This window comes from Aneurinibacillus migulanus (assembly GCF_001274715.1).
Lineage (GTDB): Bacteria > Bacillota > Bacilli > Aneurinibacillales > Aneurinibacillaceae > Aneurinibacillus > Aneurinibacillus migulanus.
This window is the reverse complement of record NZ_LGUG01000005.1, coordinates 129218-154514: the sequence shown is the minus strand read 5'-3', so window position 1 is coordinate 154514 and position 25297 is coordinate 129218. Positions and strand designations below refer to the sequence as shown.

At 43.0% G+C, this 25297-nt stretch carries 23 protein-coding genes; 1 reads left to right on the top strand and 22 read right to left on the bottom strand.

Annotation, left to right across the window (positions count from 1 at the left end):
* Positions 1-469 (top strand): transposase (locus AF333_RS26465; protein WP_161808235.1); only part of this gene is annotated, 469 nt, incomplete at its 5' end.
* 18 nt (positions 470-487) lie between these two features.
* On the opposite strand, the gene AF333_RS26460 is transcribed toward AF333_RS26465, so the two are convergent.
* The 22 genes from AF333_RS26460 to AF333_RS26355 form a co-directional block, all read right to left on the bottom strand.
* On the bottom strand, positions 488-1168 hold the full coding sequence (locus AF333_RS26460; protein ID WP_052812365.1) for a histidine kinase dimerization/phospho-acceptor domain-containing protein: 681 nt from the start codon (positions 1166-1168) through the stop codon (positions 488-490).
* Positions 1165-1839, bottom strand: coding sequence for a response regulator transcription factor (locus AF333_RS26455; RefSeq protein ID WP_043068430.1), 675 nt, complete (start codon positions 1837-1839; stop codon positions 1165-1167). The genes AF333_RS26460 and AF333_RS26455 overlap by 4 nt, the downstream gene beginning before the upstream one ends.
* 23 nt (positions 1840-1862) lie before the next feature.
* The gene (locus tag AF333_RS26450) at positions 1863-3611 is read right to left on the bottom strand and encodes an ABC transporter ATP-binding protein (protein WP_043068429.1); all 1749 of its coding nucleotides are present in this window, start codon (positions 3609-3611) and stop codon (positions 1863-1865) included.
* Positions 3612-3889: 278 nt separating this feature from the next.
* On the bottom strand, positions 3890-5158 hold the full coding sequence (locus AF333_RS26445; RefSeq protein ID WP_043068428.1) for a cytosine deaminase: 1269 nt from the start codon (positions 5156-5158) through the stop codon (positions 3890-3892).
* Between the two features lie 36 nt (positions 5159-5194).
* Entirely contained in the window at positions 5195-6424 is a 1230-nt protein-coding gene (gene codB / locus AF333_RS26440; RefSeq protein WP_043068427.1) for a cytosine permease, read from the bottom strand.
* 563 nt (positions 6425-6987) lie between these two features.
* Positions 6988-7326, bottom strand: a complete 339-nt coding sequence (locus AF333_RS26435) for a cupin domain-containing protein (protein WP_003333727.1) — start codon at positions 7324-7326, stop codon at positions 6988-6990.
* 31 nt (positions 7327-7357) lie between these two features.
* The gene (locus AF333_RS26430) at positions 7358-8341 is read right to left on the bottom strand and encodes an ABC transporter substrate-binding protein (RefSeq protein WP_003333728.1); all 984 of its coding nucleotides are present in this window, start codon (positions 8339-8341) and stop codon (positions 7358-7360) included.
* 87 nt (positions 8342-8428) lie between these two features.
* Positions 8429-9256, bottom strand: a complete 828-nt coding sequence (locus AF333_RS26425; RefSeq protein ID WP_003333729.1) for a helix-turn-helix transcriptional regulator — start codon at positions 9254-9256, stop codon at positions 8429-8431.
* 263 nt (positions 9257-9519) lie between these two features.
* Positions 9520-10029, bottom strand: a complete 510-nt coding sequence (locus AF333_RS26420) for an SRPBCC family protein (RefSeq protein WP_035318831.1) — start codon at positions 10027-10029, stop codon at positions 9520-9522.
* Between the two features lie 209 nt (positions 10030-10238).
* Positions 10239-10718 carry a 23S rRNA (pseudouridine(1915)-N(3))-methyltransferase RlmH gene (gene rlmH, locus AF333_RS26415; protein WP_043068432.1) on the bottom strand — a complete coding sequence of 160 codons (480 nt, stop codon included), beginning with the start codon at positions 10716-10718 and terminating at the stop codon, positions 10239-10241.
* A gap of 260 nt (positions 10719-10978) precedes the next feature.
* Positions 10979-11200: a CxxH/CxxC protein gene (locus AF333_RS26410; RefSeq protein WP_235356063.1), complete on the bottom strand. Its 222-nt coding sequence runs from the start codon at positions 11198-11200 to the stop codon at positions 10979-10981.
* A 102-nt stretch (positions 11201-11302) separates the two neighbouring features.
* Positions 11303-12532 carry a S1C family serine protease gene (locus AF333_RS26405; RefSeq protein ID WP_043068426.1) on the bottom strand — a complete coding sequence of 410 codons (1230 nt, stop codon included), beginning with the start codon at positions 12530-12532 and terminating at the stop codon, positions 11303-11305.
* A 61-nt stretch (positions 12533-12593) separates the two neighbouring features.
* Positions 12594-13391, bottom strand: a complete 798-nt coding sequence (locus tag AF333_RS26400) for an MBL fold metallo-hydrolase (RefSeq protein ID WP_043068425.1) — start codon at positions 13389-13391, stop codon at positions 12594-12596.
* Positions 13392-13440: 49 nt separating this feature from the next.
* Positions 13441-14247: a two-component system regulatory protein YycI gene (locus AF333_RS26395; RefSeq protein WP_043068424.1), complete on the bottom strand. Its 807-nt coding sequence runs from the start codon at positions 14245-14247 to the stop codon at positions 13441-13443.
* Positions 14248-14263: 16 nt separating this feature from the next.
* The gene (locus tag AF333_RS26390) at positions 14264-15631 is read right to left on the bottom strand and encodes a YycH family regulatory protein (protein ID WP_043068423.1); all 1368 of its coding nucleotides are present in this window, start codon (positions 15629-15631) and stop codon (positions 14264-14266) included.
* The gene (gene walK / locus AF333_RS26385) at positions 15621-17435 is read right to left on the bottom strand and encodes a cell wall metabolism sensor histidine kinase WalK (RefSeq protein ID WP_043068422.1); all 1815 of its coding nucleotides are present in this window, start codon (positions 17433-17435) and stop codon (positions 15621-15623) included. The genes AF333_RS26390 and walK overlap by 11 nt, the downstream gene beginning before the upstream one ends.
* A gap of 3 nt (positions 17436-17438) precedes the next feature.
* Positions 17439-18155 (bottom strand): response regulator YycF, encoded by a 717-nt coding sequence (gene yycF / locus AF333_RS26380; RefSeq protein WP_043068421.1) that lies wholly within the window; start codon positions 18153-18155, stop codon positions 17439-17441.
* Between the two features lie 114 nt (positions 18156-18269).
* Positions 18270-19745 carry a M23 family metallopeptidase gene (locus AF333_RS26375; RefSeq protein WP_043068420.1) on the bottom strand — a complete coding sequence of 492 codons (1476 nt, stop codon included), beginning with the start codon at positions 19743-19745 and terminating at the stop codon, positions 18270-18272.
* 309 nt (positions 19746-20054) lie between these two features.
* Positions 20055-21344 carry an adenylosuccinate synthase gene (locus AF333_RS26370; protein WP_043068419.1) on the bottom strand — a complete coding sequence of 430 codons (1290 nt, stop codon included), beginning with the start codon at positions 21342-21344 and terminating at the stop codon, positions 20055-20057.
* Between the two features lie 184 nt (positions 21345-21528).
* Positions 21529-22878, bottom strand: coding sequence for a replicative DNA helicase (gene dnaB, locus AF333_RS26365; protein ID WP_043068418.1), 1350 nt, complete (start codon positions 22876-22878; stop codon positions 21529-21531).
* 16 nt (positions 22879-22894) lie between these two features.
* A complete protein-coding gene (gene rplI / locus AF333_RS26360; protein WP_043068417.1) occupies positions 22895-23338 on the bottom strand; it encodes a 50S ribosomal protein L9 in 444 nt (147 codons plus the stop codon).
* Positions 23335-25296: a DHH family phosphoesterase gene (locus AF333_RS26355; protein WP_043068416.1), complete on the bottom strand. Its 1962-nt coding sequence runs from the start codon at positions 25294-25296 to the stop codon at positions 23335-23337. The genes rplI and AF333_RS26355 overlap by 4 nt, the downstream gene beginning before the upstream one ends.
* Position 25297 lies beyond the last annotated feature (1 nt).

Below are 25297 nucleotides of genomic sequence, written 5' to 3'. Positions count from 1 at the left end.
AGACGGTCAGACGTATAAGGTGTACGCGTATGAAGGACCGCTGAGCAACATGGAAAATGTGCGTGTGTTTCTGTCCTGGGAAGACAAGTTTGACCCGAAAAAACTACCGTTTTGCCTACTGTGTACGGATACCAGCCTGGATGTCGTGACCGTCCTGCGCCACTATGCCGTACGCTGGCAAATCGAAGTTGGGTATCGGTACTTTAAGGAGTTGCTTGGTTTCGATCAGTACCAGCACCTTTCGCACAAAGGGATCGAACGATTTTGGACGATTCAGTTTCTGGCGTATACGTTTCTTGCGCTTGAACAGGCGAAAGGAAAACGCCATTCGCCGTCGCTCACATTAGGAGATGTGGTACGTCGTATTCGAAAGGACTGTATGGGGCAGCTCATTTTGTATGCCTATGAACAAGGATGGGCACAAAAACCTCTGGTTGAAGTGCTTAAAAATCTAAGACTATCCTCGTAATCGTTACATTTTATTCTTTTACGCCACCCGTATGCCCATTTTTGGGATCGGACGGAAAAATGCAAGAGTCCAGTTTCTTATTTGCTTATCCAAACGATAGTTTTTTTGATCGAATGGATGGTTCTTAGATTCGAGTGAAGTAAGCTTAAGTAAATTATCGCTTAATTTAGATAGCCTCTTGCTTTCCGTTTCAATGATGCTGAGATAGTGAGATCTCTCCTCTTGGCTAAGCTGATCATATTGAAGTGCGCGGGCAAAGCCACTAATAGACGTAAGCGGTGATTGAATTTCATGTGAGACATTCGAAATAAACTCTTGTCGCATATCTTCCATCTGCTTTAATTGCTTCGCCATATGATTGATATGATCAATAAGAGTGGTAAAAGGATCTTCTTTTTTCAGGTTTTCCAACTGCACATTAAAATCACCTTTAGCAATTCTTTTCAAAGCATCAATTACTTCTTGAAAAAGATTACGTTGCTTGGAACGTATGATGATTGAAATGCTAAATGCAACACCAACCAGAATAAAAAATCCAAGAATTGTAGTTAACAACTGATGAATATAATTGGATGTATGGAAACTAAACAAGTGATAAATATAAGATACGATAAAGTAAGCCGCTGAAAAACTAAAGATGACCATCACGAAAAAAACGAATATACCAAATAAATGTTTAAAAAATTTTCTTACCTTCATGATTTTGCCTCAAGGCGATATCCAAGTCCTCTTATGGTTTTGATACGAAACGGAAACTCTATTTCCGAAAACCGTTCTCTTAGCCTTTTTATATGGACATCAACAGTTCGCTCGTCCCCTTCATAATCGTATCCCCATATATCTTCAATAAGATGTTCTCTGGAAAAGGTTTTTCCCGGATAACTAGCCAATTTGAATAGGAGCTCAAATTCTTTTAACGGTATTGTAAAATCCTTTTCTTTAAAAGAAATTTCATGTGTTTTTCGATTTAACTTAAATTCTCCAATTTCAATTGTTTGTGAAACGGTAAGGTTATACCTTTTCAACAATGCTTTAACCCTTGCCACTAATTCAATCGGTTCAAATGGTTTAACAAGATAATCATCTGCCCCCATTTCAAAGCCTTTAACCTTTTGCGTCGTTTCACCTTTAGCTGTTAACATTAAAATGGGGATATCACTATATTCTCTAAGCTCCTGACACAACCGCCAACCATCCATATTCGGCATCATGATATCAATAATGATAAGATCGACTTTTATCTTTTCCATCAAATGTAATGCCTTTAAACCATCTGAAGCTTCATACAGCTCGAAGCCTTCCTTTTTTAAAAAAAGGACGACAAGCTCGCGAATATAGGAATCATCATCGACAATTAACAGCTTCGTCATTCAACTACATTCCCTTCCCTTTATTAAACTGGTTCTCTCATTCTTAATTGCTGTGTTGCAAACTCACGATATAAGGAGTGGGTTTGTACAAGTTCCTCATGTGTACCACTACCTGTAATTTTACCTTTTTCAAAAAATAGAATTTGGTCAGCATCAATAACGGTTGATAAGCGATGGGCAATAACGAGCGTTGTTCTTCCCTTCATCAAGTTTTGTAATGCTTGCTGAACAACCAGCTCGGATTTGCTGTCTAGACTTGATGTCGCTTCATCAAGCATTAAAATTTTTGGATCTCTTAAAAACGCACGTGCAATGGCAATTCTTTGTCTTTGGCCTCCCGATAACTTCATCCCTCGTTCTCCAACCTCGGTATTAAATCCTTCAGGAAGCTCTGAAATAAATTGATCGGCATAAGCCATTTTTGCTACGCGATATAAATCTGCATCATCTACTTCTTTTTCCAAACCATAACAAATATTATCACGAATCGTTCCTGAAACAATCGGGCTTTCTTGCGATACATAGCCGATTTGACTTCTCCATGATTGCAATGAAAAGTGAGTAATTGACTCCACACCTAGTCGAATCAAACCCTGCTGTGGCTGATAATATCGCTCCAACAATGAAAACAGTGTCGTTTTTCCGCTACCGCTGGGACCTACAATGGCTGTAACCTTTCCTGGCTCTACCGAAAAGCTTATATCCTTAAGAACATTTTCTCCATTTTTATAGGAAAAGCTTAAATGGTCCACTGTAATTGATTGATTTACATTTTGAACTTTTTGTTCTGAATCATTATCTTCCTCATCCGTTTCTAAAATGGAAATAATTCGTTCCGTTGCTCCTGTTGCTTTCTGAAATTGGGTAAAGAAGGAGGTTAATTGTCCCATAGGCATCACGATTTGAAATAAATACATAATAAACGCAACTAAATCCCCAGCTGTTAAAGCACCTGAAGAGACTCTCATTCCACCGTAACCTAGAATAACTACTAGTAATAACATAATAACTAGACCAATAATTGGGGCGATCATCGCCTGGATTTTTGCCTCTTTTAACCCATATTGAAATAATTGAGTAATTCCTTTTTTTCCATTCTTGTATTCAATCATTTCAGCATTCGAAGCTTTAACCAGGCGTATCTCTGATAGTACTTGCTGGATCACCGAGGTAAACCGTGCAGTTTCATCCTGCGTTCCTTTTGAAACCTGATGCATTTTTCTTCCAAGTGGAACTAATATCATAAATGAAAGCGGAATTGCAATGAGCATGAGTAAGGTCATTTTCCAATCTAATATAAACAAAACGATAATCGATCCAATAATCGAAATCATACCTGTTAGAAAATTAGCGAGGTGATCTGTAATTAATCCTTTTACTATTGCAGTATCATTTGTCATCCTGCTAACCGTTTCACCTGTTTGGTTCTCATCATAATAAGACACAGGTAAAACGAGAAGCTTCTTCCATAATCGATCTCTGATTCCAGCTACTACTGACTGTCCGATATGATTTAACAAATAAATAGATATTCCACTCGCTAATGCTTGGATTAACATCGCGGAAACCAGGAGAATAATCCTTCCCGTGCTCAATGAACTTAGTGAAAAATCATTGATTAGATTTTTCGTAAACAACGGGACGAGTAATCCTACTACGGTTGTGCTCACACTTAATAGTAAAGCTATACAAAGGAAAAGTTTCGATGGCTTCGTTTGTTGAACCAAATGAATAAACTGACGCCATCCTTTTTGTTTCTTTACTGCCGGCATATTTATTTACATCCTTTCCCGTTCTCATTCATTTGAAATCTTGCTTTCTTTCCTACAAACAGGATGATACAAAAAATATATGAACTGAATATGAACTGCTGAATATATTTCTTTTTGGTCCTGATTCAACGATACATTTTGAAAAAAAAGATGCAGGTAGGTAACTATGATCTTCAATTACAAATGAATCCCGCTAGGTTATCAATATCTAGCGGGATTACTTTTTTCGACATATGCAAAAAAGACACAACCTCAATAAAGTTGTGCCTAAACGTCCACTATTTACTAAAATTGATCTTCTCTTCACATTGCTCCAAAGCTATGGTTGTTTCACTTGGCTTCGTTTCGGCAATAATCTTGCCATTTCTGAAGGAATATCTAACTGTCGCCTGCTTGCGAATGGCTTCATATTCATTTTCTGCAGACAATACAATGAAATTAGCTGGTTTCCCTTCTTCAATTCCGTAGATTTCTTCAATCTGTAACGTTTTAGCACTGTTATTAGTGATTAAATCCATTGAGTTTACGATTTGCTCATAGCCCATTAATTGCGAAGCGTGAATTCCCATATGTAATACTTGAAGCATATTCCCTGTTCCTAACGGATACCATGGATCAAATACATCATCGTGGCCAAAACAAATATTGAGTCCTGCCTCTTGAAGCTCTTTGACTCTTGTCAAACCTCTTCTTTTTGGATACGTATCAAATCTTCCTTGAAGATGAATATTTACCAGTGGATTTGATACAAAATTAATGGAAGAAAGCTTCAATAATCTAAATAGCTTATACGTGTATGCGTCATTATAAGAGCCCATTGCTGTTGTATGGCTTGCTGTCGTACGGGCACCTATTCCACGCTCATATGCCTCTGTCGCTACCACCTCGACAAAACGAGATTGTTCGTCATCAATTTCATCACAATGAATATCTACTAATCGATCATATTTTTCAGCAAGATCAAAAGCCTTTTTTAATGACTCTACTCCATATTCCCGAGTAAATTCAAAATGAGGGATACCACCTACTGCATCAGCACCCATTTTCAATGATTCTTCAAGTAATTCTATTCCATTTGGATAAGAAAGTATCCCTTCTTGTGGAAAAGCAACAAGTTGAATATCTACATAGGGAGCCATTTCTTCTTTCACTTCCAGCATGGCTTTTAAAGCCGTTAACGCTGGATCTGTTACATCTACATGTGTCCGAACATGCTGAATCCCTTGAGCAATTTGCCATTTTAACGCTGTTTTTGACCTTGTTTTCACATCTTCTACTGTTAATGTTTCTTTTCTCTGTGACCATCTTTGAATACCTTCAAATAAGGTGCCACTTTTATTCCATTCTGGTTCACCTGCTGTTAAGGTTGTATCCAAATGAATATGCGGTTCGATGAAAGGTGGAAGAACAAGGGCCCCCTCTACATCGATGATTTCATGACCGACATCTTCGTCCAATGTTTGTGTTACTTTGCTGATCTTCCCATCTTGTACGATTATGTTCCATAATCCATCTTTACCTCTAAGCTTTGCATGTTTAATAATCACTAATGCTCCCACCCTTTCATACCTTTTATTTGTTGATTATTCTCCACGTTGCGGTATACATTTCATCAGAACAACATAAATGATCGCCGTTCCTAAGAGTCCGTTAATCGGTGGTATACCTGGTACAAAGTTCGCAGTAGCAACCCCACCTGCCCATGCTATTATAGCGATCCAATTCACTGCTTTAAATTTCATTTCTTCAAATTTTCTATAATTTCCGCGTTTCAACAAGAAATAATCAGCTAATACTATTGCTCCAATTGATGGCAATGTGGAGCCTAATATGGTCAAAAATTCAACAAAGTTGTTATATAGCCACATTGCTGCAATCGTTCCAATTGTACCATTAAATATAACAATTTTGTTTTTCGAGATTTTAGTGATATTAGCAAATCCTAAGCTAGAAGCATACAACGCATTTTCATTTGTCGTCCAAATATTTAAGCCAAGTACAATAATAGCCGGTACAATTAATCCTTGCAAAAACATAACATCTGATATATCAGCTTTGCCGTAGACAATAGCACCTACGGCCCCAAATAAAAACATTAACGAATTTCCAAGAAAGAAAGCAATGACCGTCGAAACAACAGCAGAACGAGTGGTCCTGGCAAATCGGGCAAAATCAGGTGTAAGCGTCCCGCCACTAATAAATGATCCTATACAGATTGTTAAGGCTGCGGCTAATCCCAGCGCTTCATGTGGTTGATACCCCATTAACCCTTGAATTCCACCAGCCGTGTCCGTTGCTTCTAAAACAGAATAGCCACCTAATATAGCAATAGATGGAACCGCAACGATCCCTAATATAGCCAATGCCTTAATTCCGTAAATCGCCGTTACTGTCATTAACACACCTGAAATGACAATTAATAAATAGACATTGATGTCAGTAGCTTTTTGAACAGGAATTGCAAACATCGCTACCCCTACACCAAACCAGCCGACTTGTGTCACACCTAACAAAAGAGAGGATAAATATGATCCTTTTTCACCAAAGGCATATCTAGTCAATAAATGTGTGGATAATCCTGTTTTAGCTGCAATATAAGCTAATGCACCTGTATAAATGCCAAGGATCAAATTACCAGCTAATACAATCCAAATAAATTGCATAAATGACAGTCCGTTACCTAATGTCCCACCAGACCACATACTTGCTGAAAAAAAGGTAAATCCGAGCATAACAGCGAGGATTTTCCAAAAACCATTACGATTTACCTGCGGTACAGGCTGTAATGAAAATTCTGAATCTACTTTTTCCATACATATTCCTCCAAAGCATTGTTTTTAAAATGATACCGACAAAAACTGTGGGCAAACAAAAAGGGTTTATTGCCATAACCTGACAATAAACCCTTATATTTACAATAAACAAAAGGCTAAACATCTGCCTATCAACCATGAATTATCATAAACTCTGCTGTTCTTGTCAGCCTCACAGGACTGAATTAAAGTACCAGTATCTAATTAATTTTTATTATGGCAAGAAGCGAATCTGTTGTCAATACAGGGAAATTCCTACTTATCTGTAAGATTGTTTCTGATACCATTTTGTTCAAGCTGGTGATGAGAGCGGGCCGTTACTTCACATATATAGGCAATTTTGTTTCTGAAATCTAATCCTACAACTTCCAACTCATTTAGCCTTTTGAAGGAAAATTATGTACTTATTGATTTTATTCAAAAAACTTGCGTTACTTGTGGTAGGGTTCACCTTAACGGATCTATCGGCGAAAAGTAAGAAGGAGCTGCCACAGAACATCTCATTCCAGCAAAAGTAGTTTTAGCTGTGTGTCTATGAATAGCGTTTTCGCATTGGCTGCTGTTCATTCGGACTCAGTACCGCCAGTGTTTATTACGCCTCTAGGCTCCACCAACATGATATGGCATTCCTTTTCGGCGAAAGGCTTATGATCGGCTCCCCCCGGGACAATAAACATCTCACCCTTGGAAATTTTCACTTGGCCATCACGAAAAGCAATGAACATCTCTCCTTCGAGCACAATAAATACCTTATCCGTCCCTTGATGCTCGTGCCACATAAAATCCCCAGCAATCTTAATGAGCTTAAATTGATAGTCATTTATTTCAGCAATGACTTTCGGAGACCAGAGATCGTTAAATGTAGATAGCTTCTCATTCAGATTAATAGCTTGGTAATGCATATATGAATCCCTCCTCATTTTTCTCGACTTTTTAGAGCTTACGCAAGGCACTTGTTATATTTTGTAAAGCGTATTCGATAGCTAATGGGCCACCAGTAATAGCGGACACATCCATTAAATGAACATTTCTTTTCTTAACGGCATTGAGATTATTCCATACATTGCTTTGTTTTAAGTCATTCATTAATTTTTCCTTTTTGGTAATGTCACCGATAAGGAAAATATGGTCTGCTTCAACAGTTGATATTCCTTCAAACGTAGTAAATTTATTAGTCGTACCTTTAAATATATGGTCTGGTGTAAGTCCCAGTCCCTTCTCTTTATCAAACGCAAGTATATAGACCGGATTTCCTTCACCTAGGACATTAAACGTTTTTCCATCCCACGACAATATAAGGGCTACTGACTCTCCTTCAATCGATTTTAATGCTTCGCGCCCAGTTGTGATTTCTTTCATCATTTTATCAATGACTTTTTCCGCTTCATCTTCTTTTCCAATAATCTCGGCTACTGTACGGAGTCCATATTGCCAATCGTCATAGATGTCCTTGGATTTTAACGTAATGACTGGCGCAATCTTTCCTAGTGAATCATACATTTTTTCATGATTCTCAGTTGCTAAAATAATGTCAGGCTCTATCGATAGGATTTTTTCAATATTAGGTGATAATTTTTCTCCTAATTCATCAGCAGAATCCAGCTTTCCTTTTAAATAGGTTAAAGAAGATAGATACTCTTTTTCAGTAGAAGCAGCAGGCGGCTCACCTAATGCAATTAGTATTTCAGGATAAAAATACCATAATGAAGCAATATTCTCTGGTTGTTTCTCAATAACAATTTCTTTACCTAAGGCATCCTTAAATGTTCTTGGCCATTCAGTTGTATCTACCTTACCTGCTGTTGTAGATGCGCCTTCTGTCGTTGATCCTTTATTTTCAGCAGGTGTTTCATTACAACCTCCCAGTATGCCTGCTACTAATAACATGGAGATTAGCAGGCCTTTCATCTTTTGCATACGAAAATTCCTCCAACATCATGTTATCTTTCGTTTGCCATTAGTATAGAAAAGAAATTTTTAGATGAGAATGGATGCCTGTTGAAATTAGCATGGATTATTGATGAACTTCTCTCGATATTCAGTAGGAGAGATACCAAGTTGTTTCTTGAACACTCTACTAAAATAAAACGGGTCAGCAATTCCAACCGTTTGCGCAATTTGTTGTACAGACGCTCCACTTGTAAATAGCATTTCTTGCGCCATGTTTATACGATGTTTTAATATGTATTCCGCTGGTCCCATACCTGCATGTCTTTTAAATACATAAGACAGTCGATTTCGATTCACGTTATGTTGTTCTGCAAGCGATGCTATTGTAAGGCTTTGATCATAGTATTCATGAATATAATGAGATACCCGTTCGAACAAAGTTTGTGATTCACAGCTATTCTGCCTATTCACAACACATAATAAGGTTTCATTCAGTACATCACGAAACAGCATTTCGGTCTGAAACATCGAAATGCCACCAGGCTGATTATACACATGCCAAAGGCGCATAATTAATTCAATCAGACGAGGAGATTGACCCGTTGATAATTCAAAATGCTGATGGGAAAAGCTTGTCTCTTCTAGTTCTGAGTTATATATCCGGTATAAAACAAGGATATATTCCCAGTTTGTGTTACCGAACATTTTTTGAGCTAGTTTCATTCTTGCACCGCCATGCACAACTTTTCCTGGCGAAAAGATATAAGGCGTTCCATTAAATTGAAATTGTACCTTCCCTGTAAGTGGAAACACAAACCCAGGAAAAGAATCTGTATATTCAGCGTAAGGTACACCTGGATTTTTCGCATATCGATATACTCCTTCTACTTGAAAAGGAATGTGTGCCAAATGCTCCGCTAACTGATTAACATCGATTTTCACGTTGCATACCTCATTTCAATAGTCGTTTGCCAGTAATACGTAAGATCGATCGTTGTACATCCTGTGCAGCTTCTTGATCAGAAGCAGATGAGGACTCTTGTTTATTTTACCATTATTGATAACGATTATCATTGTTAAGCTGTGCGGACAATAAAAATGCCGCACCCGCTAATGTTCAAACAGCGGGTAACGGCAAGTGTAAAGATAACTTTTCTGCTCACGGAACTTTGGACCAAAAAAAGACATCCTATTGGACGCTTTGGCTAGTTTTTTTCCTCCGACAAATATTGTTCAAGCTGATCAAAGGTCCCCCCGAAGCCCTGCTTCATGGAATCGAACATCCCCTCAAAGAAGTTGCGCTCTTCTTCAGTAGCATTGATCGGTCGGCTGCAAAGGGTTATTTGGGTTGTACCATTATTATCGCTCATCGTTACCTTATTTCGGATTTCGAGCGGGATCAAATCACTGAATGGAGACCTGACAATGTTTCCTGCCTCATCCGAAAAGCAGTTGATCCAGACAATCTTCTCGGGAGCCTTGATCTCCTGGTACACAAATTTACCCCACATTCGACTGCCACCAGGAGCTTGCATACTGTAGTGGAAAAATCCGCCCTCACGAAAATCGAGATGCTTTACACTTATTTCAAACCCTTTCGGCCCCCACCAGTGCTTCAGGTGCTCTGCTTCAGTCCATACTTGGAATACAAGTTCGCGTGGCGCATGAATCTCACGCGTTATTACTAACTCTTTGCTTTCCGAGTTGGGCGTCATATCGATTCCTCCATCAATCAGTATTCACTTTTAATTTATTATAAGTGCTTGGACGAGATGCCGTGCCCAACCGCGATTACTGACACCGCCAATATTATTAAACAAAGTTAATGCCTTTAAACATACCCACCCAGTTAAATATATAAATCTAATCATTACGAACTTTATTTCAAGGCAACTACTTTGTTAATGCTTGTAAATACTTGCCGTTACTTATGATAAGGCTCCCCACGATTAATCCGAAATCCCCGATACACCTGCTCCAGCAGAATCAGCCGCATCAGTTGGTGCGGAAACGTCATCTTCGAGAACGATAAATACTCATTCGCCCGGTCCATCACCGCGTCCGACAGCCCAAGCGAGCCGCCGATAATAAAGGCGACTGAACTCCTACCATATGTCGCCAAGTTATCCAGCTTCTTTGCCAGCTGCTCCGATGACCACAACTCGCCTTCAATGGCAAGTGCAACCACATGTTGGTCCGGCTTCAGTGCAGCTAGAATCCGCTCGCCTTCCTTCTCCTTCACCCGTAACATATCGGCCTCACTTAGGTTTTCCGGTGCCTTCTCGTCCGCCACCTCCACAATATCCACCTTCGCATAGGCTGTTAATCGTTTCCGGTACTCATCGATACCCTGCTTCAAATACTTTTCTTTTAGTTTGCCGACCGCTACAATTGTAATGTGCATAACTTTTTTCCCTTTCGCCTTTTTCACACTTTTTTAAAAGTTATCCCCCGTATAAACACAGTTATCCACAAATTGTTGATAACTATTTTGTGTATAGAAATCACACATAAAAACTGACAAAATCCAGTACTGTCAAGGGTTTTGTTTTTCCATATTTTCTTAATCACATGTGGATAATGAATTTTTCACAGAATTGCTCACAAGTTATTCACAAAAATTGAATAACTTTCCCTGTCCTGGAGATTCATGCAAATTTGTTTTTAAATTAAAATATATACAGGCTTCTGTTCACTATACTGGCATGTCTCTGGCACTCTCCAATCCGGTAGCTCCTGCATCACTTCCGCTAACAAATATACATCCGGTGCTTCGCCATATTCATCCACAAATTCATCAAGGGCAAGCTCCATCTGATCAGCTGCACATACGATGAAATGGTCGCCACCGTTCGCAAGGTATTCTTTTTTTGTCGGATCCATCATGTTTTTTCCCTCCGATTTCATTTTGTTCGCTCCTATCATACCTTATTTTGCGTGTAAACATACAAAAACCGGGGCATACACTATCCCCGGTTTCCTTTTTTATTACTCTACTTCCTGCTTAGCAAGCGTTACATTCACAGTTTGTTGCTTGCCGTCGCGGTAGAACGTCACTTTCACCGTATCGCCGATACTCTTCTGGAATAAATATTTGCGTAATCCGGCCTGATTGGTAATTTTCTGATCGTCTAGTTGCACCATGACATCGTACCGTTTCAAACCAGCTTTATCAGCAGGGCTCATCGGACTTATGTCTTTAATAACGACACCGCTTTCCACATCGTTTGGAAGCTGCAGCGGATCTTTATACGCTTCACGTGGAATCGATGAGAGATCTACAGGTATCACGCCCATCGCCGGACGTTGAACAGATTTATATTTAATTAGGTCATCAATGATTTTGCTAGCGTCGTCAATTGGTATAGCAAAGCCAAGCCCTTCTACACCCGCTTTTGCGATTTTGAGACTATTAATGCCGATTACCTGCCCCGCGATATTGACCAGTGCCCCCCCACTGTTTCCTGGGTTAATCGCTGCATCTGTCTGAAGTACGTTCACCTCATAATCAGGTTCGCCGTCTCCGTTTGAATCAATCGGCATCGTCCGCTCAACCGAGCTGATAATCCCCTGAGTGACAGTACGGGAGAATTCCAGACCAAGCGGATTTCCAATAGCGATAGCAGGCTCCCCTGCCTTCACTTGTGAAGAATCACCGAATTCGGCAACCTGCTGAACTTTGGAACCATCGACCTCAAGTACAGCAAGGTCTGTTAGCCGGTCCCTCCCTACTATTTTCGCATCCAGGTTCTTCTCCCCTTTAATAAGGGATACCTGTACGCGCTGTGCCCCTTGAATTACGTGGTAGTTTGTTACGATATAGGCTTTATCTCCGGCTTTGCGGAATACGATTCCTGAACCAGTGCCCGCTTCTCCTTCCTCCGACTGTCCGAAGAAATCTCGGGAACGCTGAATGTTAATAACGCCAACTACTGCATTCTCTACCTTCTTCACGGCATCTACTACTCCTGAACCTACTTCAACGGAATAGTTAACGTTTCTGCCGTTTGGATTTGGCGTTTCCTGGGTCGGCTGTTCTTGTTCAGCAGGGGGGAGGGTAAAGCCAGGAAGATAGCCCGATTTTGATAGCGTTGGCACCATCATTAATACAATAAGACCACCGATAATGGCAGAAACGAGCGAGATAAAAAACGTAGAAGCGCCGCCCCGTCTGCTTTTCTTGCGGTCATCGTAAAAATCATCATCATAATACCCCATAGCGTTGCTCCTTTCTGTACCGTATCATCTCATACTTATTATTGTTGCCGATTGTGCTGCTTCATTTACGTATAATCTCTTGCATCTTTGTAGGACGGACAGGCGACGTATCCATCAGCTTAACATGTTCCTGATCCTTGAATCCGTAATCTTCAAGAATGTTTTTTACTGTCAGACGCGCCAGCTCAGTCATGTTGTTCTCCTTGCTGAGATGCGCCAGATAAACGGTCTCACCCTTCCCTGCCAGAATATCGCCGAGCGCCTCTCCCGCCGTCTCATTGGAAAGGTGGCCAACATCACTTAGAATCCGACGTTTCGTATTCCACGGGTAGCTTCCCATCCGCAACATTTCCACATCATGATTAGACTCGAAAACATACGCATCCGAACCGCGCACCGTATCCTTGATACGCTGGCTCACATAGCCGAGATCCGTTGTCAGACTTACCTTCATATCGTTTTCATAGAAACAAAAACCCATCGGCTCAGCGGCATCGTGCGAAGTGCCATATGATTCGACTTTCATATCACCAAACTCGGTCATCTCGCCCGCTTCCATAATCAGCCGCTGATCCTCCGCGATCTTACCCAACTGTCGATCAAGCTGTTCCCATGTCTTCGAATTGGCATAGACAGGCAACTGATACCGACGTGCCAGCACACCAACTCCTTTAATATGATCAGAATGCTCATGCGTAATCAGAATCGCATCCAAGTCTGCTGCGTTTACGCCTGCTTCTTCTAACAGCTTCTCTATCTGTTTACCACTCAACCCTGCGTCTACCAACACTTTGCTGTTTTTTGATTCGATAAAAAAAGAATTTCCAGTGCTTCCACTGGCAAGCACGCTAAATCTCATAAGCCTTTCTTCTCTCCTCGCTGTGCTTTCCCCTAAAATCTAATCGCGCTTATTTGCTAGTATTATTATTGGAGATAATCGAGTTTTTTTCAAGAGGCGGCACTTGTTCTATCGCTCCGGTAATGCCATTTACATAGTGAACTCCTTCCGTATGAACCACCCGCCAGACAGGAGCAAGTACCTGGATATCCGCATCGTACATATGACCATAATAGCCGACAGATACGTCAGAGATGTTCTCTCCATATCGAATATATCCGTTATCCAGCAAAGTTCTCACCGCAGTAAAGGCAGGAATAATCTTGCGCCCTGTGCCCTGGTTAACAATCTGTACGTGAATTTGCCGATAGCCGGTAATTCTTTTCTCATCTACTACGATATCAAGCGGGGCACTGAATATGGGATACTTTCCATATTGTTGAACATACCGCTGGACCGAATCTGAACTCCGCTTCTCATCGAATGTATAATCCCGGCTGTATACTGTGTAAGGATCGAGGGTTTTGAGCGCCTCCGCTTTATTTGTGAAGTCGGATAATTTAACTGGCTCATTAAATTTTACCATAACCCCTACTCCTTGCTGACCAATCACCTGACCTGTCAACGATTGCAGATGATGTGCAAAGCTGGTAAACCGTACATTCACATAATTCATTTGCGGTGTTTCATTCGGAATCCCTGTATCCAATGTAATCGTACGCGTCTTTAATAGCTCTTCAAGGCTTGATGGGATGAGTTCCCCCTGCGGGGCAGTCTCTATATCCCGATTCTGACTCATAATAACCTGATAGCCCAGAAATAAATCGAGCAGCAGAAACGTTACAATGAGAATGGTCTTTGCTCTACTCCAATCCATGTTCCCTTCCTCCCACTCACTTGCCGAATCCGTCGACATCCGCTAATACATAGAGCGGATCGTGGTCTGTCAAATGAATGGCCCAGCACGGTTTCATCTCAATAAAATCATAGACGCGACGTGTATAAAGGCCAAGTTCGACGGATACGACCTGTCGCTTGCTGATTCCTTTATTCTCTAGCCATTTTATTAGTTCTGTCCCGGAAACAGTGACAACAGGCACCCGTTCAAAGTATAAATCCAACTGCCGCATAGGATAGAATAATTCCGATACATTGCCTCCAGAGATACGAGCAGAAATGATGTTTAAATCCGTCCCTTTCATACTGAACAGCGGATAGGGGCCTACGTACTGACGGAAACGATACGCTACCGTCTCTTCCCGGTTTATCGCATCCACTCCACTTACGTTTTCTAGATAATAGTGGCCAGTCCAACCGCCATGCTGATTGATGAAAGACAATACCGAACTGAGCGCTTCATAATTGGCACGTTCGCTCGATTGGCTTTCCCATTCGTGTGTTGGATGACGATACAGCAAGTAATCGCGGCTTTTGGGAATAGAGACCGACTGGCTACCATTCGTATAAATCATCGTACCGTCCCGCTCGGTTATCTGCCGCGCCATACTAGCATCTACAAACATGGCGTCCAATACTTGTTGAACTGTCAACGGTTGATAGAAATATCGATACCGCCACATTTTCTCCCGCCCCTTCGGCAAATAAACCGGCTGGTAAAATGAATCAACATTGTCCTCTTCTTTCTCTGCAAATGTACGGAATAAGATTTGTTCTGACAATCCATCCAGATTAGCAGATACAAACAGCTTGTTCATCTCTTCTGGAATCATGGATGTATGCACTTGGATAACCTGTCGATTCCTATCAGAGAGAAGAAGCACATGAACCGCTTTTTGTTCCTTATTCTCATAAAGTACAATACGGCTTACCGAGCGGAAATCATCTGGGAATCGTCCTCGGATATTGAATAATTCGCTTGCAATATCTGCGGGAATCTCATGTTTGTAGATAATTTCTACCGCTTTTTTCTTATTGATGATACTTTCCCACTCTTCTTTAGTAACTTTTATCTTTGCAAAATCATAGAAATACCACTTATCCATCTCCGCTCTTAGTCGCTTGTACATAGCCGATTCGATATTCGCCTTCATATGTCTGCCATCTCCAACGTGAAACATCATGGAAGAGGGACGAATAACGTCCGTCACCTCATATTTATGACCGACAGGCTTGGATACTACATAGTCGGCTGGCGTTAAGTTATCCAACTGGGGTGCGCTATTCCAAAGAAAGCCCGATAGAACAAGACTTAATGAAATGAGAAAGATTAAAATGATAGTTTTCAGTCTTTCAAGTTTCATCCTCATTCTCCCCATATAACGGCAGTGTAAAGCTAACACGTGTCCCTTTCTGCCATTCACTATCAATATCAATTGTGCCCCCATGAACAAGCACAATCTGACGCGCGATGGAAAGCCCAAGCCCTGTTCCTCCCATGCTTCGGCTACGCGCTTTATCTACCCGGTAGAAGCGTTCGAAAATCCTGTCTAAGTCGCGTCTTCTTATCCCCATTCCTTCATCGATAATTTCGATACGTACAGCTTCCTCTTCTTCATGTGCCCGCATGACTACTGTTGTATTCTCATTCGAATATTTCATCGCATTCGAAATCAAGTTATCAAGCACCTGAATAATATTATCCCTGTCCGCTTTGACCAACGGAAGGGAATCTGCAGGCAAATCCACTTGTAAAGCAATATTCTCCTGTTGGCTTCGCAGTGCGAACCTCTCAAATACGTCCTGTAACAGTTCATGAACGCTCAGCGGCTGCAAATCAAGCATATATTGCCCGGCATCGTACCGGGAAAGCTGCAGCAGATCCGTTACCAACCGGGTCATCCGATCCGTTTCATTCAGCAAGACGCGCAGAAACCGACGGGAAAGCTCAGGATCGTCGATTACGCCTTCTTCCAACGCTTCCAGATAGCTTTTAAGCGTCGTCAGCGGTGTGCGTAGCTCATGCGAAACATTAGCAACAAACTCCTTGCGCTCCTTCTCCATCGCTTCTTGTTCAGTTACATCCTGCAGAACGGCGATAATGCCGGATTTCTTCTCTTCGCCCCGGCTCTTCAACACGGTAAACGAAAAGCGAATGAGACGTTCTTCTCCATCCACATCCACATTCATATCCATTAGCATCGACCCGTTTTCTTTGAATAGAAAATCCCACTCCTCTTCCCCTGGAATGGCGAGAACCTCATACAAATTCTTGCCCAGTACCTTTTTATAGCCGACGCCGAGAATACGCTGAGCCGGTTTATTGACAAGAATAATATTGCGGTTGCCATCTGCTGCGATAACCCCGTCGGTCATATTAGTCAGAATTGAAGACAGCTTTTCCTTTTCTGCCTCCGTCTGGGAAAGCGCCTGCTTCAGCTTCCGGGTTAACAGGTTGAAAGTCTCTCCAAGCTGTCCAATCTCATCTTCGGAATAGATGCGTACCTGACCATTGAAATCCCCGCCCACCATCGCAGTCGCTTGCCGGGTAATTTCTTTGACCGGTGTCGTAATCGTTCGGGAGAGCACGATACCAAGCGCGGCCGTGAGCAAGAGAGCAAGCACCGTACCCGTAGCAAAAATGCCGTTAATCTGCCGCATCGTATGGTATACTTCCTCCATGGAAGCCACCATGTAGAGCACGCCCAGAATTTTCGTTCCTTTCTTTATAGGCAAAGCCAGCACTTTAACCCGTTGCCGGGTTTCCGGGTTGTACTGGATCGATTCATTTCGGGTTCCCAAAAGCGCCATGTTAATCTCAGCGCGTGTGTTCTTCTGACCGATGAAAGCCTTGTTCTCTTCCGTGGTCGTAAGAACGGTACCATTCTGATCGAGCAATTGCACATCCGCATTACGCAGGGCGAACAGATTGCGGATTAAGTTATCGATATCTTCACGGGGGATGTTCTCTTCTTCCAAGTATTTCTCTACATTGACCGCCAGGAGGTTGGCCTGAGTATTTAGCGTTTCATTAAAATTATTTAAGTAATATGATTCCGTGGCGCGTATGAAGTAAGCGCCGATGACTTGCATTGCAATCAAGATTAAGAGCAAGTAGAGAATAACAACTTTCCATTGAACCGTTTGGAAGAAACGGATGCGCTTCATTCTTTATTCCTCCAGCGTGCTGCGCATCATGTAGCCGAGGCCGCGCCGGGTGATAATATACTGCGGCACGCTCGGATCATCTTCGATTTTTTCCCGCAGGCGTCGAATGGTAACATCTACCGTACGGGCATCTCCGAAATAATCAAATCCCCACACCGCTTGTAGAAGATGGTCACGTGTCATAACTTGCCCTCTGTTCTTCGCCATATAGTGCAACAGGGCGAATTCACGATGGGTAATGTCGATCTGCTGACCTCCCTTTTCCACCGTATACGATTTCGAATCAATGACAAGCTGCCCTACTGCAATCTTGGTAGAAGGCTCGTCCTCTTTCTTTGATTCTTCCGCAAGGATTTTCGTACGTCGACGCAGATTAGCTTTAATTCGTGCGAGAAGCTCCCGACTGCTGAACGGTTTCGTTACATAATCGTCCGCACCTAATTCCAGACCAAGCACTTTGTCAAGCTCGCTGTCTTTTGCTGTCAGCATAATAATCGGTACTTCAGACGTACGACGGACAATTCTGCACACTTCCATCCCGTCTTTACCGGGCAGCATAATATCAAGTAATATCAAATCGGGTTTTTCTTTTTCGGCTAGCACGACCGCTTCATCTCCATCATAAGCGCACACGACATTATAACCTTCTTTTTCAAGCGTAAATTGAAGAATGTCCGCTATCGGACGTTCATCGTCTACTACCATCACTTTATGTCCCATTGTTTCACCTCTCCTAGACTCTTTCCACTTTTTCGGGAAAAATCCTTCTCTTCTTTTATACACAGAAAAAAGCCGACGCAATGATCCCTGCGTCGACTTCTCTCTCTATTCCGCTTATCGCAGATAAGTCATGGGATTAACCGGTTTCCCGTCCTTATGAATTTCAAAGTGCAAGTGAGGGCCTGTAGAACGCCCCGTATTGCCGGACTTGGCGATGACTTCTCCCTTCACCACAATATCTCCTGTCTTCGCCACGAAATCATCTAAGTGACCATATACCGTACGATAGCCGTTTCCGTGATCGACCATCATCACCTTGCCGTATCCGCTCTTCGTTCCAACGAAAGTGACACGCCCATTATCCGATGTATGAATTGGCGTACCAACAGGCGTAGCAATATCAATCCCCTCATGCATCCGTCCCCAGCGCTCTCCGAACGGAGAACTGAATACACCTGTAGAAGGCATGCGGAAATGCCCGTCCCCACGCGATGGCTTTACTTTTGTTCCACGGATAATTACTTTAGCTACCGGCTGCTGAAGAATTTTTTGCTGTATTGGATTTTTCTGTACGAGTTTGCCGTTTTCTTTCACTAATTCATAGACAACCTGCTTGCTACCATTTTTCCCTTCCGTCACAATTGTATCATCGCCGCGATATTTTGTGGGCTCCGGCTTTGCATTTATTTTATACGGAATAACTACATTTTCTATTGTTTCCTGCTTGGAGACAACGGTTATTTTTGGCTCTAGGGCCTGTACATTTATCTTATCTCCAACTTGAAGCAGGGTATCTTCTTTCATTCCGGGATTCATCGCCAAAAGATCTTTCTCTCTCAAGCCATACTGCGGGGCAATACTCCACAAATTTTCCCCGTTCCGTACGATATGCTTCTTTTGCTCAGGCACCCCTTTTTGCAGTACATTCATCAGTTGCACTTCGTTCAAAACTTGTCTAGGTGTGACAGATTTCTTTTCAACCTGGATTTTTTCTTTAATGGTGATGTGCGATATATCAGGATCTGCTTGCTTTATCTGTTCTGTAGCGACATCCTCCGCACCCGCTGTCAGATTTTGTGTCAGCTTTTTCTCATTATATGAAGCTTTCAGGCGATGCAGCGCCTGGTTAATAGTTTTCTGATCTTTGGCATAAGCAATCGTCTGTCCATTTACGACTAACTGTGCAGCATTCGCTTCCACATGCACGATAGAGGCCAGCTTCTTCAATACTTCACTATCTCCCGCACTCTGAGCGTTATAATGCTGTTTCTCGGTAATAGTGATGTCCTTATGAAAGCCAAGCGCTAAATTCGGATACTTTTTCTTCTCGGTAGCCAGCTTATCTCCTAGCCATTTCCGTATCGCATCCGGATTATCGACAACGCCAATTTCTTTTCCTCCCACTGAAACATGATAAAGAGTAGTGAGATTCGATTGATAGACATAGCCGCCTGCTGCCGTTCCACTGACCAAAAGAGAACCTGCCAAAATGCCAAACGCGACCTTGCCTTTCTTCTTCTTATCTTGGACGAATTTCACGCCATGGGACCATGTATCTTTCGTCCATGACGACATTCTCTCGATAAACATCGGTACCTCCCTTGTTCTTGCAACTTGCAATGAAGTGAAACTCTCCTTAAAAAAACAAAAAAGGGAACCTTATAAAAGTATCCCTTTGTCTCTGTTTATCTTTAGTTAATTGAGCAATTTTATACACAAAATGAGACACCTGGATCTGTGTCTCCACACTTTGTCTTCCAAACACTTCTTTATGGTATCATTGGAAGAATGGTATGGCAAGGAAAAATGACACATTTCGACACGAATTGACATAAGTAAAAGGAAATAAGACTCTGGTTTCTAAACAACCAGAGTCTTATTGTATGTGTCTCTTTTATTTTACAGCGCGTATACGCTACGCACGATATTCGTTTGTTCACGACCCGGTCCCACCGAGAAAGTGGAAAGCGGAATCCCTGTTAATTGCGTGATACGCTCTACATAGTGACGCGCATTCGCCGGCAGTTCATCAAGAGAGCGGACACCTGTAATATCTTCATCCCAGCCTGGCAACTCTTCGTATACCGGTTCACACTCAGCCAATACATTTAAATTAGCCGGGTAATGCTCAATAATCTCGCCTTTATAACGGTATGCGGCGCAGATTTTCACTGTTTTCAATCCGCTCAGCACATCAAGTGAGTTCAAGGACAATGCCGTGATTCCGCTAACGCGGCGTGCATGGCGCACCACTACGCTGTCGAACCAGCCTACGCGGCGTGGACGGCCTGTTGTCGTACCGTATTCACGTCCGACTTCACGGATCTGATTTCCTACTTCATCGTGCAGCTCTGTCGGGAACGGACCATCACCAACACGGCTCGTATACGCCTTTGCCACACCCACTACGTGGTGGATTTTCGTCGGACCTACACCGGAACCGATACATACGCCACCTGCTACCGGATTGGAAGACGTTACGAACGGATACGTTCCTTGATCAATATCAAGCATAACGCCTTGCGCACCTTCGAACAATACACGCTTGCCTGCATCGATCGCATCATTCAATACAACAGATGTATCCATTACATACGGACGAATGCGTTCTACATATTGCATATATTCTTCGAGAATCTCTTCAACTGTGAAGCCTTCTGTTTCATAGTATTTCTCGAATAAACGGTTCTTTTCTTCCAGGTTACGGCGAAGCTTTTTTTCGAATACGTCTTTATCCATCAAATCAGCGATACGAATGCCAATACGAGCAGATTTATCCATATATGCAGGCCCGATGCCTTTAAGCGTCGTGCCGATTTTATTTTCACCCTTTTTTGCTTCTTCGGCCGCATCGAGCTTCATGTGATAGGGCATAATGACATGCGCACGATCACTGATGCGCAGATTATCCGTGCTTACGCCGTTGCTATGTAAGTAATCTAATTCTTCTACTAAAGCTTTCGGATTAACAACCATACCGTTTCCGATTACGCAAATTTTCTCTTTGTAAAAAATCCCTGAAGGAATTAAGTGTAATTTATATTTTGTCCCGCCAAAAACAATGGTATGACCCGCATTGTTTCCACCTTGATAACGCGCGACGACTTCCGCTTTCTCCGCGAGGAAGTCAGTGATTTTTCCTTTTCCTTCGTCCCCCCACTGGGTTCCTACAACTACTACGGTTGACATTGGCTGGGCACCTCCTACTTTTCTAACATATTAAGTTTAGCAACGGTGTTTCTTTCTGTCAATAAAAACCGAACAATCGGGTTTTCAAGCTACAATTTGTTCGAGAATGCCAGATAGAACAGAAGAAAATCCCTATCAGATAGGATAGGGATTTTTTAAAAATCTATACATTGGTCATTCACGATTAACCGGGCGCATCGTGCTGGCTGAGACTGACGAATTTGTTATATTCCTTGAGAAAAGCCAACTCAACCGTACCCGTAGGACCACTCCGCTGCTTACCGATAATCACTTCGATAATATTTTTACGTTCGGTTTCTTTATCATAATAGTCATCCCTATACAGAAAAGCAACCATGTCCGCATCCTGCTCTATACTTCCGCTTTCGCGAATATCCGAAAGCATCGGGCGCTTATCCTGACGCTGCTCTACCGCACGGCTAAGCTGAGACAGAGCAATGACCGGGCATTCCAATTCACGGGCAATCAGCTTCAACGTCCGGGAGATCTCCGATATTTCTTGTTGACGGTTGTCACCGCCGCCTCCCTTTCGTCCGGTAATCAGTTGCAGGTAATCGATAAGAATTAATCCCAGTCCGGCCTCTGCTTTGAGACGACGGCATTTCGAACGGATTTCACTTATCGTAATCCCCGGCGTATCATCGATATAAATAGGTGCATTCGCTAGTGTTCCTATTGCCATCGTGAGCTTATGCCAGTCCTCTTCGGCGAAATAACCGGTTCGCATACGCTGGGCATCAATATTACCTTCTGCACAGATCATCCGCTGTACCAGCTGTGTTGCTGACATCTCCAGACTGAAGATAGCGACCGGCGCTCCGGCTCGTGCCGCCACGTTCTGCGCCACATTCAGTGCAAATGCTGTCTTTCCCACCGCTGGCCGGGCAGCCAGTATAATAAGCTCGGAAGGCTTAAGGCCCGCTGTCATCTTATCAAGGTCTGGATAGCCGCTCGGTAACCCGGTAATTTCCCCTTTATTGTTAGACAGTGTCTCAATATGTTCATACGTATCCATCAACACGTCTTTAATGTGCTGGAAGCTTGACGTCCGTTGGCGCTGAGAGATTTGCATGATCGTCTTCTCGGCATCGCTCAGCAGACCAGGCACGTCTTCACCCGCCGTATATCCGTCCGTTACAATTTTCGTAGCCGCACGGATTAACCTTCGCAAGGTCGACTTCTCCTCTACGATTCGGGCATAGTATCCTACATTGGATGCAGTCGGTACTGATGTAGCCAAATCGGTTAAATATGAGACGCCACCTACCTCATCAAGCTGTTTGCGGTTCTCTAGCTCCGCTGTTACTGTAACAAGGTCGACCGGCTCGTTACGCTCCCCTAAATCTACCATTACCTGAAAGATACGCTGATGAGAGGTCCGATAGAAATCCTCTGCCGCCAAAATATCCGTAGCTGTAATCAGCGCTTCCCGCTCCAAAAAAATAGCCCCCAAAACGGCCTGTTCGGCCTCCATGTTTTGGGGTGGAATACGATCGAGGAAAATATCACTCATGGTCTATCCCTCAATTCTATTCTTCAACGACATGCACCTTCACTGTCGCTGTAACTTCCTGATGCAATTTGATTGGCACATTTGTGTAGCCAAGAGTGCGAATCGGTTCAGGCAGTTCAATTTTACGTTTATCCACCTTAAAATTCGCTTTTTTCAATTCTTCAGCGATTTGCTTGGAGCTTACACCACCGAACAAGCGCCCGCCTTCGCCGGACTTGGCCTTAATGGTAATCGTCGTTTCCTCCATTACCTTCGCTACTTTCTTCGCTTCTTCCAGCTCTTCCTGTTTACGCTTTTCTTCACTCTTCTTATGGGCTTCCTGCATCTTCATATTGCCTGGTGTCGCTTCCTTCGCTAGACCTTTCTTCAACAGGAAGTTACGAGCATACCCTTCGGAAACTTCCTTGACTTCCCCTTTTTTGCCCTGTCCTTTTACATCTTGCAGTAAAATTACTTTCATTTCAGTTTCCCCCCTTGGTAATTCTTAAGCACTTGCTTGAGCTGTTCCACCGCCTCGGCCACGGTCACATCTTTCAACTGCGTCGCCGCATTATTTAAATGGCCGCCGCCTCCCATCTGCTCCATAACCACCTGGACATTAAAATCGCCCAGGGAACGTGCGCTGATGGCGATCAGGTCATCCGGCCTGCGACAGACAACAAACGATGCTTCGATACCCGCCATTGTAAGCAGTGTATCTGCTGCCTGCGCAATAAGCAACTGCCCATATTTTTCATTCTCTTTTCCTGTTGCGATAGCAATCGAGCCGCCTAGAACTTCTGTATGCTGGACAATCTCGGATCGCCGAATATATTGGGTTAAATCTTCTTTCAGCAGCACCTGCACCAATGACGTATCGGCACCTTTGCGCCGCAGAAAGGATGCGGCTTCAAATGTCCGCGAACCGGTACGGAATGCGAAGCTTTTCGTATCGACTACAATACCAGCAAGCAACGCCGTTGCCTCTAATACATCAAGTTTCAAGTTTTCCCCCTGATACTGTAGCAACTCCGTAACGAGCTCACTGGTGGACGAAGCGTACGGCTCCAGATAGATAAGCACCGGGTCAGCGATAAATTCTGCCGAGCGGCGATGATGGTCAATAAGGACCACCTTATTCGTGGCATTTAATAAACGGGGCTCAATCGTCATTGACGGACGATGAGTATCTACGACGACGACCAGCGTACGTCTCGTTACCATCTGTACTGCCTGATCGCTTGTAATAAAATAATCATCCAGATATTCGTGTTCCTCTACTTCCTGCATGAGACGCTCAATAGCAGGGTTGCTCTCATCAAGTACGATATAGCCTTGCTTCTGCGCCGCATGCACTGCCTTCAGCACACCAATGGCGGCGCCAATGGCATCCATATCCGGCATCTTGTGACCCATAATGAGAACGAGATCGCTTTCTAGCATTAAATCTCGCAATGCGTGAGAAATCACTCGGGCACGTACCCGGTTTCGCTTTTCTACAGCGTTTGATTTGCCACCATAGAATGTAATTTTGTCTTTAATTTTGACTGCCGCCTGGTCTCCGCCGCGACCCAATGCCATATCCAAACTTGACTGCGCCATCTCGCCCAGCTCGATAAATGTATCGATGCCCGCACCTACGCCGATACTTAACGTGATCGGAATTTTATTCTTGCTGGTCATCTCTCGTACGACATCCAGAATATCGAAACGAGTGGCTTCCAACTGCTCCAATGTTCCCTGATCGAATACTGCGAGGAACTTGTCAGAAGAAAAACGCCGCAAATAAATACCGTAGTTCTGAGCCCATTTCGTAATCGCGCCCGTTACATTTGTCAACAGAAGACTACGACTCTGCTCATCCATCCCCTGCGCCACTTCATCCAGGTTATCGAGATGCACGATAGCCAATACTAGCTTCTCTTCATTATAATGCATCTGCAATTCCCGGAATTCAGTCACATCCTTGAAATAAAGCAGTCTCTCTTCTGGACGGTGCAGGATTTCATAGATGCGTTGACGGTACGTAATCTCTGTCTGTAGCTCATTGTCTTTCATATCTGTCAGCGTCGGAAATACATCAAGCAGCGATTCACCAATCAAGTTCTCGTTTTCCGTTATCCGTTGCAGATATGGATTGTGCCATTCGATGGTTTTATCTTCATTATAAAGTACGATCCCGAACGGCATTTCATTAATTACTTCATCCCCCGCTTTTTTGATGCGATGACCCAGTGTCGAAATATAGGCTTCCATCTCATCACGAAAAAGCCGCTGGTTACGAAACGCAAGATATCCACTGCCTGCAATGACGACAAATCCCACTACCGCAAACAGCCATTGTACGTACACGGTAAGTAATCCGGCTGCCAGCAAGCAAAAAACGAGAGCGAGGATCATATGCGAGCCAAACCAGCGTTTTGCCAGGAACTTCGGCATA

Excerpts from the sequence above, each read along its gene's own strand:
- rplI (WP_043068417.1), bottom strand. The coding sequence starts at position 23,338 with ATGAAAGTAATTTTACTGCAAGATGTAAAAGGACAGGGCAAAAAAGGG.
- AF333_RS26450 (WP_043068429.1), bottom strand. The coding sequence starts at position 3,611 with ATGCCGGCAGTAAAGAAACAAAAAGGATGGCGTCAGTTTATTCATTTG.
- AF333_RS26390 (WP_043068423.1), bottom strand. The coding sequence starts at position 15,631 with ATGAAACTTGAAAGACTGAAAACTATCATTTTAATCTTTCTCATTTCA.
- AF333_RS26355 (WP_043068416.1), bottom strand. The coding sequence starts at position 25,296 with ATGCCGAAGTTCCTGGCAAAACGCTGGTTTGGCTCGCATATGATCCTC.
- AF333_RS26455 (WP_043068430.1), bottom strand. The coding sequence starts at position 1,839 with ATGACGAAGCTGTTAATTGTCGATGATGATTCCTATATTCGCGAGCTT.
- AF333_RS26430 (WP_003333728.1), bottom strand. The coding sequence starts at position 8,341 with ATGCAAAAGATGAAAGGCCTGCTAATCTCCATGTTATTAGTAGCAGGC.
- yycF (WP_043068421.1), bottom strand. The coding sequence starts at position 18,155 with ATGGGACATAAAGTGATGGTAGTAGACGATGAACGTCCGATAGCGGAC.
- AF333_RS26395 (WP_043068424.1), bottom strand. The coding sequence starts at position 14,247 with ATGGATTGGAGTAGAGCAAAGACCATTCTCATTGTAACGTTTCTGCTG.
- walK (WP_043068422.1), bottom strand. The coding sequence starts at position 17,435 with ATGAAGCGCATCCGTTTCTTCCAAACGGTTCAATGGAAAGTTGTTATT.
- AF333_RS26410 (WP_235356063.1), bottom strand. The coding sequence starts at position 11,200 with ATGATGGATCCGACAAAAAAAGAATACCTTGCGAACGGTGGCGACCAT.
- codB (WP_043068427.1), bottom strand. The coding sequence starts at position 6,424 with ATGGAAAAAGTAGATTCAGAATTTTCATTACAGCCTGTACCGCAGGTA.
- rlmH (WP_043068432.1), bottom strand. The coding sequence starts at position 10,718 with ATGCACATTACAATTGTAGCGGTCGGCAAACTAAAAGAAAAGTATTTG.
- AF333_RS26370 (WP_043068419.1), bottom strand. The coding sequence starts at position 21,344 with ATGTCAACCGTAGTAGTTGTAGGAACCCAGTGGGGGGACGAAGGAAAA.
- AF333_RS26460 (WP_052812365.1), bottom strand. The coding sequence starts at position 1,168 with ATGAAGGTAAGAAAATTTTTTAAACATTTATTTGGTATATTCGTTTTT.
- AF333_RS26420 (WP_035318831.1), bottom strand. The coding sequence starts at position 10,029 with ATGACGCCCAACTCGGAAAGCAAAGAGTTAGTAATAACGCGTGAGATT.
- dnaB (WP_043068418.1), bottom strand. The coding sequence starts at position 22,878 with ATGAGTGATATTTTCCTCGATCGTATTCCACCCCAAAACATGGAGGCC.
- AF333_RS26375 (WP_043068420.1), bottom strand. The coding sequence starts at position 19,745 with ATGTTTATCGAGAGAATGTCGTCATGGACGAAAGATACATGGTCCCAT.
- AF333_RS26405 (WP_043068426.1), bottom strand. The coding sequence starts at position 12,532 with ATGGGGTATTATGATGATGATTTTTACGATGACCGCAAGAAAAGCAGA.
- AF333_RS26400 (WP_043068425.1), bottom strand. The coding sequence starts at position 13,391 with ATGAGATTTAGCGTGCTTGCCAGTGGAAGCACTGGAAATTCTTTTTTT.
- AF333_RS26435 (WP_003333727.1), bottom strand. The coding sequence starts at position 7,326 with ATGCATTACCAAGCTATTAATCTGAATGAGAAGCTATCTACATTTAAC.